At 52.5% G+C, this 15,940-nt stretch carries 17 protein-coding genes and 3 tRNA genes; 6 read left to right on the forward strand and 14 right to left on the reverse strand.

What is annotated here, in order from left to right:
* Positions 1-154 precede the first annotated feature (154 nt).
* The 3 genes from RHP74_RS23360 to RHP74_RS23365 all read right to left on the reverse strand — a co-directional run bounded on the left by RHP74_RS23360 (position 155) and on the right by RHP74_RS23365 (position 4,480).
* Complete coding sequence (locus RHP74_RS23360; protein ID WP_311096400.1) at positions 155-1,645, reverse strand: replication initiation protein; 1,491 nt, start codon at positions 1,643-1,645, stop codon at positions 155-157.
* 161 nt (positions 1,646-1,806) lie between these two features.
* Entirely contained in the window at positions 1,807-2,034 is a 228-nt protein-coding gene (locus RHP74_RS31465) for a helix-turn-helix domain-containing protein (RefSeq protein WP_201228144.1), read from the reverse strand.
* Between the two features lie 382 nt (positions 2,035-2,416).
* Complete coding sequence (locus tag RHP74_RS23365; RefSeq protein WP_311096401.1) at positions 2,417-4,480, reverse strand: hypothetical protein; 2,064 nt, start codon at positions 4,478-4,480, stop codon at positions 2,417-2,419.
* Positions 4,481-4,937: 457 nt separating this feature from the next.
* Here RHP74_RS23365 and RHP74_RS23370 point away from each other — a divergent pair, with 457 nt between their 5' ends.
* Complete coding sequence (locus RHP74_RS23370; RefSeq protein WP_311096402.1) at positions 4,938-5,504, forward strand: DJ-1/PfpI family protein; 567 nt, start codon at positions 4,938-4,940, stop codon at positions 5,502-5,504.
* Between the two features lie 168 nt (positions 5,505-5,672).
* Here the strand turns inward: RHP74_RS23370 and RHP74_RS23375 are convergent, their stop codons facing one another.
* Both RHP74_RS23375 and RHP74_RS23380 read right to left on the reverse strand, forming a co-directional pair.
* Positions 5,673-5,990, reverse strand: coding sequence for a hypothetical protein (locus RHP74_RS23375; RefSeq protein WP_311096403.1), 318 nt, complete (start codon positions 5,988-5,990; stop codon positions 5,673-5,675).
* 181 nt (positions 5,991-6,171) lie between these two features.
* Positions 6,172-6,594: a hypothetical protein gene (locus RHP74_RS23380; protein ID WP_059183015.1), complete on the reverse strand. Its 423-nt coding sequence runs from the start codon at positions 6,592-6,594 to the stop codon at positions 6,172-6,174.
* A gap of 299 nt (positions 6,595-6,893) precedes the next feature.
* Here RHP74_RS23380 and RHP74_RS23385 point away from each other — a divergent pair, with 299 nt between their 5' ends.
* Positions 6,894-7,226, forward strand: a complete 333-nt coding sequence (locus RHP74_RS23385) for a hypothetical protein (RefSeq protein ID WP_311096404.1) — start codon at positions 6,894-6,896, stop codon at positions 7,224-7,226.
* A gap of 185 nt (positions 7,227-7,411) precedes the next feature.
* Here the strand turns inward: RHP74_RS23385 and RHP74_RS23390 are convergent, their stop codons facing one another.
* The 5 genes from RHP74_RS23390 to RHP74_RS23410 all read right to left on the reverse strand — a co-directional run bounded on the left by RHP74_RS23390 (position 7,412) and on the right by RHP74_RS23410 (position 11,230).
* The gene (locus tag RHP74_RS23390; RefSeq protein WP_311096405.1) at positions 7,412-8,179 is read right to left on the reverse strand and encodes a hypothetical protein; all 768 of its coding nucleotides are present in this window, start codon (positions 8,177-8,179) and stop codon (positions 7,412-7,414) included.
* Positions 8,180-8,310: 131 nt separating this feature from the next.
* Entirely contained in the window at positions 8,311-9,030 is a 720-nt protein-coding gene (locus RHP74_RS23395) for a hypothetical protein (RefSeq protein ID WP_311096406.1), read from the reverse strand.
* A gap of 181 nt (positions 9,031-9,211) precedes the next feature.
* Positions 9,212-9,604, reverse strand: coding sequence for a hypothetical protein (locus RHP74_RS23400; protein ID WP_311096407.1), 393 nt, complete (start codon positions 9,602-9,604; stop codon positions 9,212-9,214).
* Positions 9,585-10,715, reverse strand: a complete 1,131-nt coding sequence (locus tag RHP74_RS23405) for a polymorphic toxin type 44 domain-containing protein (protein WP_311096408.1) — start codon at positions 10,713-10,715, stop codon at positions 9,585-9,587. Before RHP74_RS23405 ends, RHP74_RS23400 begins: the two co-directional genes overlap by 20 nt.
* A gap of 438 nt (positions 10,716-11,153) precedes the next feature.
* Positions 11,154-11,230 (reverse strand) — tRNA-Arg (locus RHP74_RS23410).
* Positions 11,231-11,520: 290 nt separating this feature from the next.
* Here RHP74_RS23410 and RHP74_RS23415 point away from each other — a divergent pair.
* Positions 11,521-11,754, forward strand: coding sequence for a hypothetical protein (locus tag RHP74_RS23415; protein ID WP_077749184.1), 234 nt, complete (start codon positions 11,521-11,523; stop codon positions 11,752-11,754).
* Positions 11,755-11,777: 23 nt separating this feature from the next.
* Positions 11,778-11,957 (forward strand): PA3371 family protein, encoded by a 180-nt coding sequence (locus RHP74_RS23420; RefSeq protein ID WP_010457208.1) that lies wholly within the window; start codon positions 11,778-11,780, stop codon positions 11,955-11,957.
* On the opposite strand, the gene phnN is transcribed toward RHP74_RS23420, so the two are convergent.
* Positions 11,932-12,504, reverse strand: a complete 573-nt coding sequence (gene phnN / locus RHP74_RS23425; RefSeq protein ID WP_311096412.1) for a phosphonate metabolism protein/1,5-bisphosphokinase (PRPP-forming) PhnN — start codon at positions 12,502-12,504, stop codon at positions 11,932-11,934. The genes RHP74_RS23420 and phnN overlap by 26 nt on opposite strands.
* Positions 12,505-12,889: 385 nt before the next feature.
* Here phnN and RHP74_RS23430 point away from each other — a divergent pair, with 385 nt between their 5' ends.
* Positions 12,890-13,216 (forward strand): Arc family DNA-binding protein, encoded by a 327-nt coding sequence (locus RHP74_RS23430; RefSeq protein WP_003178899.1) that lies wholly within the window; start codon positions 12,890-12,892, stop codon positions 13,214-13,216.
* A gap of 101 nt (positions 13,217-13,317) precedes the next feature.
* On the opposite strand, the gene mgtE is transcribed toward RHP74_RS23430, so the two are convergent.
* A complete protein-coding gene (mgtE, locus tag RHP74_RS23435; RefSeq protein ID WP_010457218.1) occupies positions 13,318-14,760 on the reverse strand; it encodes a magnesium transporter in 1,443 nt (480 codons plus the stop codon).
* A 319-nt stretch (positions 14,761-15,079) separates the two neighbouring features.
* Between mgtE and RHP74_RS23440 the strand changes: the two genes are divergently transcribed.
* Positions 15,080-15,598 (forward strand): cell envelope protein SmpA, encoded by a 519-nt coding sequence (locus RHP74_RS23440; protein WP_083375934.1) that lies wholly within the window; start codon positions 15,080-15,082, stop codon positions 15,596-15,598.
* Positions 15,599-15,617: 19 nt separating this feature from the next.
* Here the strand turns inward: RHP74_RS23440 and RHP74_RS23445 are convergent.
* Together RHP74_RS23445 and RHP74_RS23450 are read right to left on the reverse strand one after the other, a co-directional pair.
* Positions 15,618-15,694 (reverse strand) — tRNA-Arg (locus tag RHP74_RS23445).
* Between the two features lie 71 nt (positions 15,695-15,765).
* Positions 15,766-15,842 (reverse strand) — tRNA-Arg (locus RHP74_RS23450).
* Between the last annotated feature and the right edge of the window lie 98 nt (positions 15,843-15,940).

The following is a 15,940-nucleotide window of genomic DNA, read 5'->3' on the forward strand; positions in this document are numbered from 1 at the left end:
TGATCATTTTTGTTCATCATGCTTCACGCTGAATAATGGCCCTTGCCTTGTTCAAAGCTCGCAGCCACGAACTTCAACTCATAGGCCAGAGTCGCTGGCCTAGTCGACTCACACAGCGTCTCAACCTGACAGGCCGCACGCTTAGCGTTCGATTTTATCCAAATTCTTTTGGCTTCCCTTCATAGTCTCCAAGCTGCACGCCGATACTCGAACTCACTTCTTTCCCTTCTAGGGGGCATTTCGGGTTCATAGCTATTCTCTCGGCGCTTGAGTGTTTGCACAATCTATAATCCAATGTTTGACGTCGCCTGGATTGTTTCTGACCTGTGGTGCAGGGCGCAGCTCTGCCGGGGTCGAGAGGGGCAGAGCCCCCGGCATCCTTGTCTACCCCCACTTCCCGCGAGTTGCTTTTCAAAGCCCACGTCAAAGGGGCGGTTACCTGATGGGCACCATAATTAACATCCAAGGTTGCGCTGGTAGGGGCCGCGGAATAATTGCATTCGCGTCCTTGATCGCTGGTGCCAGCGACGATTTGTGATTGCATGCAAGGGGATTTAGCCGCGCCCAGGACGGCTATGATCTGCGGCCGCGAGACTTCATCCAGGACGTGGCCATAGTTGGCCACCGTCTGCCGGGAGAGACCCGCAAAGCTGGCTATCGAGGCTTGAGTCAGCTTTTCACCGCGCTCCTGGAGTCCTCTGTACGCCGCTCGGATCTTCGATTCGGTAGCCTTATGCCGCAATTCGTGGGTGCGCCTGGCTGCGAGGCTCTGACGCTCGTTTAGTGGTAACGACTTGTCGAGTTCCATCGCCCCCCGGCAACACCTGGCGCTGCCCTCGTAGCGCGTCCACGTCCAACGTGCGACGGATCTGACCGTCGCTCTTACTGAGGACAGCATTAAGTCCTGGGTAAAGCCATTCCTAGCGAACTTGTTATGGTTGTGAGCGAAGGCTTCCAGTCGCCGTGTGAACGTGGCAAGCGTCCCGCGCTCGCGCTCCTGGTTCACGATGCTGTAAGCGAAATAGCGAAGCTGTTCAAACAGGATGCAGTGTCTGGAGTGCGGGAGGTCTTCCAGCTGTGGCCCCGTCTTCCAGGGCGAAACCTCCAGCTCCACATAATCGGCCAGTTCGCCTAGCTCGTAGACGTGGTTATGCAACTCTGAGGTCGACCACCACGGATGCCCTGGAGTCTTGGCGACTGGGCCGCTGTTGTAATCGGTATCGGCCTTTAAGCGCAGGGCAAAGGCGGTATAGACCGCCTTCATGTACTGAATCGGCTTGTCTCGGGCGTTCTCAGTCGTGCAGACCGGGGGAATGGCGTAGAAAAGGTGTGAATGGCCATTATTCCTGTTCCGCACGATCAGGTTCGGCGGCGGTAGACCTTCGTCGTCCCAGGCAAGTGAATTAATGTGATCGAGGTCGAAGATCAGCCAAGACACCATCCCTGGACGATTGATCTGCATGTATGGATAGCGAATGGCGTGCTCGCGGGGGCGAACTCGCGCGGCGGTTTTGTTGTCGCTACAACGAGCCTGATAAGGGGCTTCCATCAACACGCGATTGAACACACCGCCCGGCTCAAAGAATCGGGATGGAGATGTATCGATAAGTGAAGATGTGCCAATACCATGAACTATTGCCGCCATCGACCACCGCCTGATCGGCGGTGAACGCGCACGCAGAATTGATGCTTGCAGATCTGCAAAGGCATATACATACTGTGTTCACCGATTGCGTTCCGCAGGTTTCCGCCAAGAAATCAGCTGCTGAACGTAATTAAGGAAAGGCCCGCCTCGTGCGGGCTTTTTTATGCCCGTTTTTGCGAGGCGTGACGCTGCTGCGCGTAGAACTCACAAATATCTGCGAGGTTCCACCGAATTGCGCGACCGAAATGCAACGGCTGTGGAAAGGCGGGATCGTTTTTCGATAGTCGATAAAGCGTTGATCGTGAAATCTTAAAGATCTCGCAAACCTGCTCGGTAGTTTGAATTTGCATCGCATATGTCTCGTTGTCGAAGCCTGTGACGCTGATCATTCGCGACACGAGCTGACACGTCAATCCATCGAAAATCGGCCCTAACTTCCTGTTTTTCGAGTCGTTTTTCTATCGCAATTGCATCTGAATATATTTATGCGGCACCACAGAGAGGTGCCCACAATCAAAACGACAGATCAGAATTAAAACAACTAAAAATATAACCAATTGATCTAGTTAAATTTAGATTTGCATCGCTTTTGAGCATCAGGTTTTGCAAGTCAGTAGAGTCCCCAAAAGCGATCCGCCCGCAAGGGGATACAATCTCGGAAAAACTGCTATTTGATGTATTTACAAAATTTGGGGGCGATCGATACATCGTCCAACGCGCACTGTTTGAGCCCGCAGGAAGCCCTGACTCTCTGCTCCCCAAAAGCAAATATCAGTATGGCCTCAGTGAATCGATTCCTTGCTCCCACTCTCCCCAACTGGTCACCGTTTTGGCCAATTCGATCATCTGTTCAATGTCTACACCACGCTTCATGCAATCCGCCACCTGCCTATCAAGCCAAGCTCCTTTCATGTTGGGTAAGCGCTTATTCAAAATTCCAGCAAGGTACGCCCGTCGAGGTATTAACGTGCCCTGTTTGGCAACCATCCGCTTCGACACCTGCTCGATGATTTCCCCATCTGCTATTGCTTCCGGCTTCTTTGCCCAATCCGCGAGTTCCTGCAGTAATGCCGGGGCGCCATATCGTTGGGTTTGCTTCAAGACCTTGTCTTTTCCGACCTCATTGAGCACTTGGCCGGCGAGCGCCAACACTTGGTTGTATGCCAATTCCACCGTATTCGCACTAGCAGCCAGAGAGACAGCATCCTTGTTCGATTGGGCAAGCCGCCCGACGCTAGCGAGAACGTAGATCAAGTCGGCCGGGGAAAGGTCGGGCATGGCCGCAGCTAAGCCAGCCAAATGCATCCGGATGGGCTCTGGTAATCCTTCGCCTTCAATCCGTCGCTGGAAATCGAAGGTTACGGACGACGTGCGTGGCGGCGAGGTCGTATTTGCAGCATTTGGAAAGAATCCCCATTCCCTAAGGATGGCCAAGGCTTGGCTTTGGGAGACAGCTTCAAGCTTATCCAACTCAACTTGAAGGCAGCCTTCCAAATTTAGAGCCAGGACACGGGGTTGTTGCTCGTCTTCAAATGGTTGCACGGCCTCGTCCTCGAGAGCGTTCTCGCACACGAGTTTGGCTATCAAAGCTTTCGGCAGCTGATCTAGGACAGTGCTACCCCAAATGTTGTAGAGGAGCATGCTCGACGGTTCAAAGTGGAATGCCTCCAATAAGTACGCATCCAGTGAAGGATCTTGGTCATACCCAACGGCGGAACTCAGATAGACGCGCGCCCTAAGCTCACCAGGTGGAAGGAGTTCCAAAACCTCTTTAAATCTCATATCCAGAAAATGGCGAGGATCTGGCCAAGTGTCAGGGCCATATGGGAGATTGAAGATGCTCAGGTAGCTCTCGCGCAGTTGTGCCAAATTGAAGCTCAGATGTTTTCCTAGCGCCTGCAAGGCCAATGCTGCATTTTCACCACTGCCTTCATTGATCGCAGCAACGAGCAGAACCTCTGGAAAAGCGCGTGCTGCTACTCCTAAGCCTTCAGGCAGAGTGTCAATGAGACTCAAGTCGTCGAACTCGACTGCAGCACTGGCAACGGTGGGCGTTAGATCTTCGTGGTCTTTATAACGACGACAAAGTTCGGTCAAGGCTCGAATGGCTGACTTTTTGTCCTTTAATCGGGCTGCCGCGTTGAACGCCGGTGCCAGGATCGGACTGCGCTCGATGTTGAGTTTGGACAGAGCATCAGCAATTTTTTCTTTCTGCGCCGGATCGTGGTATTTCCGGTAATCACTCAGCAGTTCACATAAAGCCAATACGTCGACCCAGGCTGGAGCTTTGGCACGGAGTACCTGCATGGCAGTGCTGCAAACTTCATCCGCTGCTGCACTGCCATCAGAAGTATCACGGCGTCGGTCCAGCGCCAGATGGAACGCGCCGGCGAGAACATTTACGTCCCGACGAGTGAGTTCAGGAAGCGCCGCTAGGTGATCTATCAATCTTCTGATGAGATCAATTCGATCAAACCGTTGCGTCTCGCTGGTATTTCGGTAATAGCTGTTGCTGTAATCGATAATAGCGCGAAGCTGTACCACCCTGCCGGCCCCGGTTGCATCTGCCAGGTCCAGGCCAAGAGCATGAATCGAATCTTTGTCGTTTGAAAGCTGCATGGAGTAGGCGAGCTTCTCAAGGACCTTGCGGTCCGCGTTCGGAATCTGACGATACAAGGCGATAGCCTCTTCAAACTTGTCGAGCAGCAAGCAGTTATCGGCCTCTACTTCCAAGCCCTCCCCGGCGACGCGGGCTTGCACTTCAAGCTCTGCAAAGCTATCCATCGTCAGTGGGGCGGACAAGCTCAAGATTTGGGGAGATTCTTGCTCAGACATTGAACACTACCTTGTGATTCGTAACGGATGGACAGAGCCCGTTCGCCAAGATAATGGGCCGAATGGGCAGTCGGCAGCATAGTATCGTCGATCACCTCTACATGATGGACGATCCGTGCGGGGCAGAATTGTCGACCGATGACCTTTCTGGAGCAAAGGATGCCATAACACAAGCTTCCTGCTTATGAGGGATTGACCGGCCTGAATCGAACATGCACGAGAGCAACGTCGATTGAGATAGAAAACAAGCACCTCATAAAAATAGCCGAGCAAGCAAAGTAAAAAACTTCGCGATTGACGACAGGACGGAAGTGAATCGCTCGAATGCTTTAGACACATCCATGACTGCTGCTAGCAATAGCCTCTCGCCACGAACGGCAGTTGTCGACCCTAAGCTGCCCTTGATGTCTGTTTGTTGTCGTCATATGTTACGGGCATTCATGGAGGATTCTGACTGATGGCACGCGTGGGTTTGATACTGACACCCGGATTTGCGGACTGGGAATATGCTTTCATCGCTGGTACGGCGTCCCCGTTTTACGGGATCGACGTCAGGTTTTTCGCTCCTACTACGGGGCAGTTTCGTTCGCAGGGTGGATTAGCTGTAACGGTCGATAGCAGCTTGCAACAATGTCTGGACTGGAAACCGGACGTTGTCGTCGTCATTGGAGGAATGGTCTGGGAAAGTGCAGAAGCCCCGGATATTCGAGACTTTCTTCATGCCAGTCGTTCAAGTGGAGCAACCATTGCCGGTATCTGTGGAGGAACGCTGTCACTTGCGAGGGCCGGGCTTCTAGACACGGTTCCTCATACCTCGAACAGCGCTGACTTCTTACAGAATGCCGTCAGTTATGAAGGCTGCACGCTTTACCGAAGCAGCTCAATAGCGGTGATGGCAGACCGCATCATTACTGCTCCAGGCACCGCCCCCGTTAGCTTCACCTGCGCAGTGTTTGAAGGTGCCGGGCTATCTTCAGAGAGCATTTCTCAGTTCAGGTCAATGTTGGCAGCGGAACATGGGTGATCGCGTCGTCCCGGCATGTCGGGCACATTCTCAGGAGATAATTGATGAGCGCTGGCGATGTACCTGTGGGGCAAAGACGAAAAGGGGACAGATTTATTTTTCTAAAAATAAATCTGTCCCCTTTTTTTTCCTTTCCGGTCCCCCGTGTCTGCGAGCTAAAGCCATTTCTTAGCGTCCGAGTGAGGGCGGCCCATAGAGCTCGGTTTCCCAGTCTTCAAGAGGCGGCGTTACTTTGAAAGAAGGGTCGCAGTATGACCTTAAGTAGTCAGTCGCTCTCCTTTGGGCGTAGGTGAAATTGAGCACGTTGTCTTCGCTGTCCATCTCTATTACGTTCGCGAATATCGCGAAGACCATCTCAATTTCACTCGGCTCAGATCCATAAATGTCGAGGTACTCTACGTTTTCAAGCATGTAGTGGCTTCCACTTGCCATGAAGTACGCAAATGTTCGGAGTGCTACACTGAAATCATTACTTAGCTTCTTCATGTACATTTTCTTTTAGTAAATATTCTGGATTTAACTGCTTCATAATCAAGCATCTGCTTTTTTGCCGTTTTATTGTGGTCGAGACAGGCCCGAACCGATCCAAAGCGGCCCTTCGCGAAAAGCAGCTAATAGCCATTTCATCGAGATGTGCAGCAAATGCCCAGTAGTAGACAGAGTGCGCTCAGGTGGATTCGTCATTGTTTTTGGAGGTTCTGGCATCAGGACGGTGCAGCCCCGCTGTGTCCCGCCAGTACAATGTTTCTTCGAGCTGGAAGCTTATCAGGAAGAGGGATGAGCACGTCTGAGCGATGGATTGCGCTATTTTGTCCAGATCGTCCATAGCAGACTGCCCCTCCGGCTCGGGGCCTTTGATTCTGATGGTACAACGCATAGCAACACGGAAGTCGATGCCCTTCGTATCCTCGGAGTAAATTGTTGAGTCCGTGATTACGCCATCGGTACTCAACGTTAGTCCCGAGATAAAGGTAGCTTCCAAACTGTCGCCAACTACGTTGATTTCCCAGGCATCAGCATCGTTTAAGGCTTTCCTCAATGTCGGGGCTGTGAGTGCATTATCCGCTTCCAGGTACAGATCAAGACTCATTTGAAACCCTTCTTCCTGCGTGAACATTTGCTCAAAAGTTTTTGAGTACGATTGTCGCGGCAGTGTATTGGTCAGCGGTTCGAATGTCTGCTCCTGGCCGTTGTCTGCCAGTCACGACCGGCTGCTCCTGGTCGACATCTGCCCGCCATGATGGGCGGCAAATGGACAGACGCTGACGTTCGCCGGAATCTGCTGGCCCTTTATTACATGAGGTCTCACCCCAGCGACGCTTTACAACAGAGCCCGGCCATCCTGATAGAATCGTTCAGGTTATAGATAACACCCTTCTGAGAAATGGTATGAATACAGAATTGATGGAAGATGAGATGCGCCGGGCGCTATTCGGTGATACTGAGGCTTCTGCGCCGGCAATTAACTCAGACGTGCAGGACACAGTCCCGGATGTTGTGATCATGCAACCGGTGAAGGCAGCGAAGAAAAAGACAGTCTCAAAAGGCTTCACACCTAGATTGAGAGTCACGCTCCGTGTGGGAAATGAATTTGAAGGTGAGATGCACGAAATGATACATGAGGCAGATACGCTGAGCTCTCTAGTTGCAGAACAAGAAGCTACTAAGACGGCCAGAAAAAAATTCAGATTTGTGGAAGTGGTCTCGGTCAAGTCGATGTAAGTGGGTACTCTCACTTAGCTCGGAAATTCAGATATGGGAGACGTCATTACCTAAACCTATAATCAAGTACACGTTGCTCGGATGAGCTGGTATGCGCATTGTTGACGATAAACGCGGTACGTTTCTGGAGTTCGCCGCGTCGAATACTTTCACCGGACAACCTGTTGATTCCTAACCTTTACTCATTATGTGCGCGAACCTTCGGTACTTGGGGACTTCCGTGCCTCGTAGTTGCCCGCGGCTCGGTGGATTTCGGACGTCACACTCAACAGTGTTTGAGACAGCTCCAGTAAATAAACGTCATCGGTCCCTTCTTCCGAGCCTGATGCTTTCTCTTTTCGGGTAAACCATATATGCATGGCTTTCAGACAAGGCACATGCTTCCCAACGTAGCGAGCTAGCTGCTCACCTTCGCGATAAAAAAAGATAATGCTGAATGCCAGCAACAGAGAGTACAACCCTGTGCTGACGAAAAACCAGCTGGTATGACCTGATTCCGGTAGATAACCAATCAGACACAACGCCCCTAAGGAAACGAGAATCGAAGCGCATACGACCAGCGACTTGATGATGCCCCAGACTAAAAAGGACAAACTTGCATTCATCAGCATTGGGGATTTCGCATTACCTGATAGTCCGCTGAGGATGTAACACGCGAACTGAGGAACCATAATCAAACTGGCAACGCCTGTCACAATCAAGAAATCCTTTTCAATGTCGAGCATGAAGCCGATGAAACTATTAAGCCAAGCGCCATATTCACCGATGAATTGACCATCTTTAATAGCGCCTGCGCTAATCGCTATCCAGGCCACACCAAACGTGATCATTACGGTCAATGAAGATAAGTACCACACCACCCGAATATCGCTGCCATTTTTTTCGCGTAGCAGATAGGTAATTCCCGCGATAGTGCCGATAAGAAACGTTATAAGGAAAAAAGCTTTGAACATTAGATCTGACCTCCGTGGATTGTGGCGCAATGATATCACTCAATTGAGGGGTAAATCGAACCGAGCCTCCGACAATGTAACAACGGCGCTAACGTAGTAGACCTGACCATCGTTCGGCCATTTAGATGTGCCTACGACTTTGAAGGCGATCCAGGAGTTGAGTTTTTCAAACGATTGGTAATATAGACGATAGATGTTGCAGCGAACTCTAGAAAAAACTCTGCTTCTGCCTTCGAAAGAGCTGACTCGACGGTGCCGCCGTGCCTAACGAAATCTTTATTACTCGCATAGCCATAGGCTTGGGTGATCAAGCGCCCAATATCTGCGTCGAGATTTGCTTGCTTAATGATCTTGCCGAGCGTTCCGTTTGGCTCGTTCAGCAGCACCATGAGGCTTGACTCAACAGAGCTGATTGACTCCTTTATGGAGTTTTCGAAGTCAGGCGTTGCTGAATAAATGAAATTCTTCGCTTTTAGCCATTGCGCACGGATTGGCGTCAACTCATCAGCCAACGCTTCATTTGCCTTACTCCAATTCCTGGATGACGGAGCGTGTCGTTGTATCCGCTTGAGGTCGAGCAAAATGTCGGCGTAGAGCTCCTGCACGTAAACGCGTCGGTTAGCGTAGGTGCTCATTTCCTGGAGCTTGCAAAATGCCATGAAGACTTCGAGCGATTTGTGCGGGTTAGGATTCGCATATTTCGCGTCCTCTAGATCAATTGTCACCTCCGCATAGAGTTCCCGGTATTCGGCAGGCTGAGCAGAGGTTCGGCCATCGGTGGCATACGCGATCATTAACGTCTGTAATTCTATGACCTTTGCACCCAGTTCAATCGCCCGCTTGCTATCCATGAATTACTCCTAGCTTCTTGCTGAACACATTACCTCCAGCTTAGCGACGCCTTCGAAATGTGTGGGAACTGGAGTTTTACCTGTATTGAGTGACACATCCGAGCGTCTTTGTTTGGCCGGAAGCAGTCTCCGCTAGGCCTGCGCCATCACGTCACACATAGGGCTAGGTTCTCGGAGTTTCCTATTTTGGTAGTGGCCCACATGCTTCAATAAGTTTGCCATCAGTGCGGCTATCGATGGCACCATCTACCCCGATGTAGACATCGGTGTTCGGCCACTTCGGTTTAACCCGGATGCAGTGCGATTTTCCACCGTTGTTCCAATCGAACTCCATAAAAAATTGGTTGTTCGGGAAGATATGCCCCGCCCCACCAGTGGCTTCACCTGGGTAGATCTCACCCTTTGAGATGTCGTGCTGAACATTCAAAATGTAACCGAGACGCCCCTGTCCCTTGTCAGAGAAATGGAAGCTCACTTGGGGTGTGGCGACATACCAAAAGACGATTGGGGCGAGTAGTAGCGCCACCACCCAGTGCCAGAAATGCCGTTTCAGTTTATTTGCAGACGTGGTCACGTGTGCCATCTCCCCAGCTTGAACGTGGTAGTGCTAAAACTTCGTCCATGAGCATTTTCGCCGTAATCCCGCCGTTTGGGTGCTGCTTGTACAGTTTGACTCCAATACTGATAGAGACTCGGTCGCCTATGTCGTCCCAAGCCCGCATCCCTTCGATGTCTGCTGAGCGGTGAGGCCCTTTTCGTTCGTCCCACTTCTGAACTTTCCGAATGGAGTCTGATGCAATCTGCTCAAGCCCAGCGCCGTCCAGAAGAACGCCTTCAGAAAGGCCACCAACGCGCCCTACGTAGCCATAGTGGATGTTCGACCAGATATCGTAGAAGTAGTCCACCTGACCTTGCTTTTGCCAAGGCCCGCCGAACTGTTGCCCAATCGTCACCTTGTGGTCCCATGGCCGATTTTGACCAACTCGCTCTGCCCATAGGGCCATGGCAGCAGTGTTACCAAGCTCCATTGCCTGGAAATTAGGGGGGGAAAGGCGTGCATACCAAGGGAGCTTTTGAAATTTTGCATTTTCCGCTGCCGCGTCAAAGCTAAATAGCTTCTTCATTTTCAGTACGGATGGGTGTGTGATGTTGCGGTTCATTTCCCCGGCTATATAGCTGGCCACCTGCTCCATCATGTCAGGGTCTTTGCAAATGACGGTGGCTTTCGGTCCAGGCCTTGCCTCTGGCTGTTTCGGGGCGGCTTTGGGGTCTACCAGAGCGTTTGCGGCAACCGCTTTCTCTTTCAACTTTGGGTCAGCGAGCAATGTGGCCATTTTCTCATCATCCACAGTGCCATCTGGACGGAACGCTCCGAGTGCCATGAAGTTGATGATGGTTGCACCACCAGCATCGCCCATGACAAAACCGCCACCAACATCGCCTGACCCAGTAATGATCGTTCCGCCGTGGCTGGTTGGGCTGCCTAAGTGGGCCATAGGGCGCCCGTTCACTTGAATTGATGGGAACCCTGTAGTGATTACGGCTCCACAGCCACAGGTATCGCCAACACGAGCAGATCCCATGAAGTTAATGTTTACATCGCCACTGGCGGAAGCAATCGGGGTGGTGGCGTGACCGGGCATTGGGCAGACATGCTTGTCACCCAATCGAGCGGAGGGAGTCATTCGTCATCCTTGTCGTGCAATAAAAAAGCCTTCGTGTGGAGGCTAAAAGCGTTTTGTAGGCTCCGGGAGATTACCGCACCGCGCGGGGGCGAGTCTGTAAGAAAAGTCTGAATTTAGATCCTCGACCGGCCGGTTTTGGCCGATTTCAGCCTGCCGCCACCACAGGTGGCATTCATCATACTTTCGAAGCGCGCGAGTCAAATCCGACGCAAGGGGATCGGTTGAAATGTGCAATGACTTTTCAATTGGGATGCAATTACACAGGTAAAGAGAACGGCCAAGGCATCAGTTTCGGAAATAGGCCAGAAGAATCCAATTCCCCTGGAAAGTTGATAACTCAATACCGAGCGCTCAGAGAAGTGGGGACCAAAGTGGGGACTGGAGAGAAAACCCTATCGAGGGAGCTATCGAGAAACCTAGCTAACTACCTGATTATTATGGTGTCCCAGGGCAGGTTCGAACTGCCAACCTTCCCCTTAGGAGGGGGATGCTCTATCCAATTGAGCTACTGAGACACAGATCGCCCCGCTGGGATGCGGTGCGATAGACGGCGAGCATGTTAACGGCCAGGCCTGCTTTTGTCATGTCGTCCGTAGGGCTTTTTAAGTGTAGGCAGCAGCCCCTTGTCATCGTGGCTTAATTTACCGTGCAAATTGCATCCTCTCAAAATGCCATCATTGCAATTTGCAACGACGGCCTCTTTAAGTAATAAGTTAATTCTTTGTTTTTAAAGGATTTAATTGCCGTTAGACTCTTGGCACGCGGGCTGCTTTAGCTGTTCTCACGAACAACCGAGGTTAGCCTCATGAACAGCGTCCTTTTACTCTCGAATGCAATCGCTCTTACCGTCCTGCTGGGTGGTCATTTTGCCGCCGAGAGCGGCGCTGAGCAGGTCGCGCATCGGATGCCGCATTACCTCCAGCTGCAAAAAGCCCCGCAATTGGCGGTCATGAACGATCAGCGCGGCTTTGTTGGCCAGGACGTAAGCCAGCAAAATTATCTTCCGGTGTCTCAGACTTCGGAACGCTTGGTATTTTGAATCACCCTATCAGGAGCACAGCAATGTCCAAATCAGCCGCAGGATTTTTGATCCTTGCCTTACTGAGCGGCATTCTTCATCTGTCATTGGTCCCGGACACGGTTGCCACCGTACCCCTGATCGCCTGCGGCGTTTTCGGCGCGTTATTCGTGCTGGCACTGATTATCGGACGCAAAATCAAATTCGATCCGGTTCTGCGCTGACGTTCAGCAATTTCAGAAGATTGGCGACGGTGACGGCAATCTCGCCAGAGTTGTCGAGTCGATAGATCTGCGAATCACCGAGAGGATCCTCCGCTGTAAATAACCTGTTGCGGCGCAATCTGGCTTCAATTTCTGCAAGGCTCTCACGGCCTCGCTTCATCAGTCGCTCGCGTAATACCTCATCCTGGACCGTCAACAGCACCGGCAACAATGTGGGGTAGCGTTGCAGTGCCTCGGCCAGGTGGCCACGAGAGCCATTGACCAAGACATGACGACCTTCTTCCAGCCAATGGTCGATCTGGACCGGAATGCCGTAATCCAGGCCATGAGCGTGCCACGACAGCGCAAAGTCACCCTTGTCGCGGCGTTGTTCGAACTCCTCGCGAGAGACTCCGACGGCATCTTCGCCTACGGATTCAGCCGAACGCGTAATGACCCGTCGTACCACTTCGCCGTTTATCGAGCGTAAAGGTTGTCGAGCCGCTTCGATGAGGCTGTCTTTGCCGGATCCGGAAGGCCCCATCAAGTAAATCAGCCTGCCATCCATCCTGAATCCCCCTCCTGTGCGGGTCTGCCACTAGTAAATCGGCCATTTGCCACTATCCTGTATAAGGTAAGGACCAAGGATCGAATCCGCGTAGCATGCACCTTCAGGCGTCTTCGGGCATCACCTGACGGGAAGAGCACGCGGTCAGAGATACGGGCAGGGACCAAAGTTTTCTAACCAGTCCACATTTTCGATAAAGGTGCTGGCATAACGCCTTTACCCAGCTCAATATTTGTCACAGAATTGACGCCAATGATCTGGCTGCTTTGAGGCATGATGCGAGCCTCTATCAATTCAGGTTGAACATTTGGCCAGAGAGCTTGTCCTATCAGACATCCTGCGGCCAATCCCGAGAACCGCTCCCCTGAACTAACCGGTTAAATATATGCGCCCATTGAAACAGGCAATTTATTCCAGCCGTACGGCTGACAAGTTCGTCGTACGTCTGCCAGACGGAATGCGTGAACGCATTGCCGAGGTGGCTCGCAATCATCATCGCAGCATGAACTCCGAAATCATTGCGCGCCTTGAGCAGAGTCTTATTCAGGAAGGTGCACTGGGCGAAGAGTTGAGCATGCGCCTGGACAGCCCGGAGCTGTCATTGCACGAACGTGAACTGCTGCAACGCTTCCGCCAACTCTCCCACCGTCAGCAAAATGCTCTTGTTTCGCTGATTGCCCATGACGCCGAAATGGCCGCAGACGCTTCCTGATTCGACCCGAAAGCCAAGCCAGCATAATCGCTGGCTTTTTTTTGCCTGAAATTCGGCCATAAAAAACCCGCCGAATTGGCGGGTTTCTTAAAGCAGGTCAGTCAGAGCAGGAAAATCGTCGCCAGCCCGAGGAAGATGAAGAACCCGCCGCTGTCAGTCATGGCAGTGATCATAACGCTGGCACCCATCGCCGGATCGCGCCCAAGCCGCGCCAGAGTCATTGGGATCAAGACCCCCATCAACGCCGCCAGCAACAAGTTAAGCGTCATGGCGGCGGTCATCACCACCCCGAGGGACCAACTGCCATAAAGCAGATAGGCCACAACGCCAATCACGCCACCCCAGACCAGGCCATTGATCAAACCGACGGCCAGCTCCTTGCGCATCAATCGCGAGGTATTGCCGGTGCTCACCTGGTCCAGCGCCATGGCTCGAACGATCATGGTGATAGTCTGGTTGCCCGAGTTGCCACCGATACCGGCCACGATCGGCATCAATGCCGCCAGTGCCACCAGTTTTTCGATGGAGCCCTCAAACAGGCCGATCACCCGGGATGCGATAAACGCGGTGATCAGGTTGACCGCCAGCCAGGCCCAACGGTTGCGCAGGGATTTCCAGACCGAAGCGAAGATATCTTCTTCTTCGCGCAGACCCGCCATGTTGAGTACTTCGTTTTCGCTCTCTTCACGGATCAGGTCGACCATTTCATCGATGGTCAGACGGCCGATCAGCTTGCCGTTCTTGTCGACCACAGGCGCCGAGATCAAGTCGTAACGTTCGAACGCCTGAGCGGCGTCGTAGGCATCTTCGTCCGGGTGAAAACTCACCGGGTCGCTGGCCATGACTTCCGAAACCTGCTTTTCCGGATCGTTGACCAGCAAACGCTTGATCGGCAGCACGCCCTTGAGCACGCCGTCGTAGTCGACCACAAACAGTTTGTCGGTGTGGCCCGGCAGCTCCTTGAGACGCCGCAGGTAACGCAGCACGACTTCGAGACTGACATCCTCACGGATGGTCACCATCTCGAAGTCCATCAGCGCACCGACTTGCTCCTCGTCATAGGACAACGCGGAGCGGACGCGCTCACGCTGTTGACCATCGAGGGTTTCCATCAGCTCGTGGACAACGTCTCGCGGCAGCTCGGAAGCCAGGTCAGCAAGTTCGTCGGCGTCCATGTCCTTGGCCGCAGCCAGGAGCTCGTGATCGTCCATGTCGGCGATCAGGGTTTCACGAACCGAGTCGGATACTTCGAGGAGAATGTCGCCGTCGCGATCCGCCTTGACCAATTGCCAAAGCGTCAGACGATCGTCCAGCGGCAAGGCTTCAAGGATGTAGGCAACGTCGGCGGAGTGCAGATCATCGAGCTTGCGTTGCAGCTCGACGAGGTTTTGCCGGTGTACCAGGTTCTCGACCCGGTCGTGATGCGGACCTTCCTGGCGATGAGTCAGGTCTTCGACCACCCGCTGGCGCTGCAGCAGCTCAACGACTTGAGCGAGGCGGTCCTGCAAGCTTTCCTGCGTTTTCTTTACTTCTACTTCAGACATAGGCGAACTCCACTCCCAGCAGCGGGGCACGCCGGAAGGATCAATCAGTCAATTCATGATTGGAAAAACGGGATACTGAGTAACTACTGGGTAAGTCCATGGAGGTATTCCACAAGCCCCGGCGGGGCTGACGGGCGCAATGATACACCGCCCGACGGTTTTAAACGTCAAAAAATCATGGCTGAAACAAGCGGTTGCAAGACAAAGCTGAGTGCAGTCCTGATCTCTCCAACTGCGACGACTCATTCTGAAAAGAAAACACACCCTCATCGAAAAATGTAGCGGCTACCCTGACATGGACCGTCATGGAGGACGTTTAATGCCATCGATTGCCTTTTATTTTTTACTGCTTGCCCTGCTCTGCCTTTCACCCCGGTTGCAGGCAACCATCCTTCACCGTTGCGAAGCACCCGACGGTCGCCTCACCTTCACAACCCTGAGTTGCGCGGAGGGTGAAAGCTTCTCGCAGCAAGAGGTGCGCACTTTCACGCCCGGCAATGCGATAGCGCTCATGCCTGAGGCTGACGTTCGGGAGACACCCTCGACGAAAACCGGAAGGAAGGAGCCAACCATTGTCGGCCAGACTGAGGACAAGTGCGCAAACCTGATAACCGCCAAGGAACGTCGCGAAGCAATCATCAATCAACGGATAGTCGCGGGCATGACACAACAGGACGTCGAGAGCGCTCTGGGCAAGCCGGACAAGATCAGTATCAGGAATTCCGCAACAAGCTACCGCTACGAACTCAAGCGAGGTCGCAGCGCACATGTGGAGTTCGACGAGAAAGGATGTACAAAGGGAAAAGCCAAATCCCGGACGGCAAAAAGCCCGCGTTAAACGCGGGCTTTTTGGTGTTTGGTGCACTCGACAGGATTCGAACCTGTGACCGCTCGGTTCGTAGCCGAGTACTCTATCCAGCTGAGCTACGAGTGCATTTGTGTTTTTATACCAGATCACAACTGGTTGGAGCCAAGTCATTTGCATTACTGCAAACAACCCTTAAATGGTGCACTCGACAGGATTCGAACCTGTGACCGCTCGGTTCGTAGCCGAGTACTCTATCCAGCTGAGCTACGAGTGCATTTGTTGCCGCGCATTATAGGCCGTCTAATCTCTATGTAAAGCACTTTTTCTAGTAATTTCAAACACTTACCGAAAAAGCCAGATTACAACGTACTA

It is taken from the genome of Pseudomonas sp. SG20052, from assembly GCF_031766055.1.
GTDB classification, from domain to species: Bacteria; Pseudomonadota; Gammaproteobacteria; order Pseudomonadales; family Pseudomonadaceae; genus Aquipseudomonas; species Aquipseudomonas mandelii.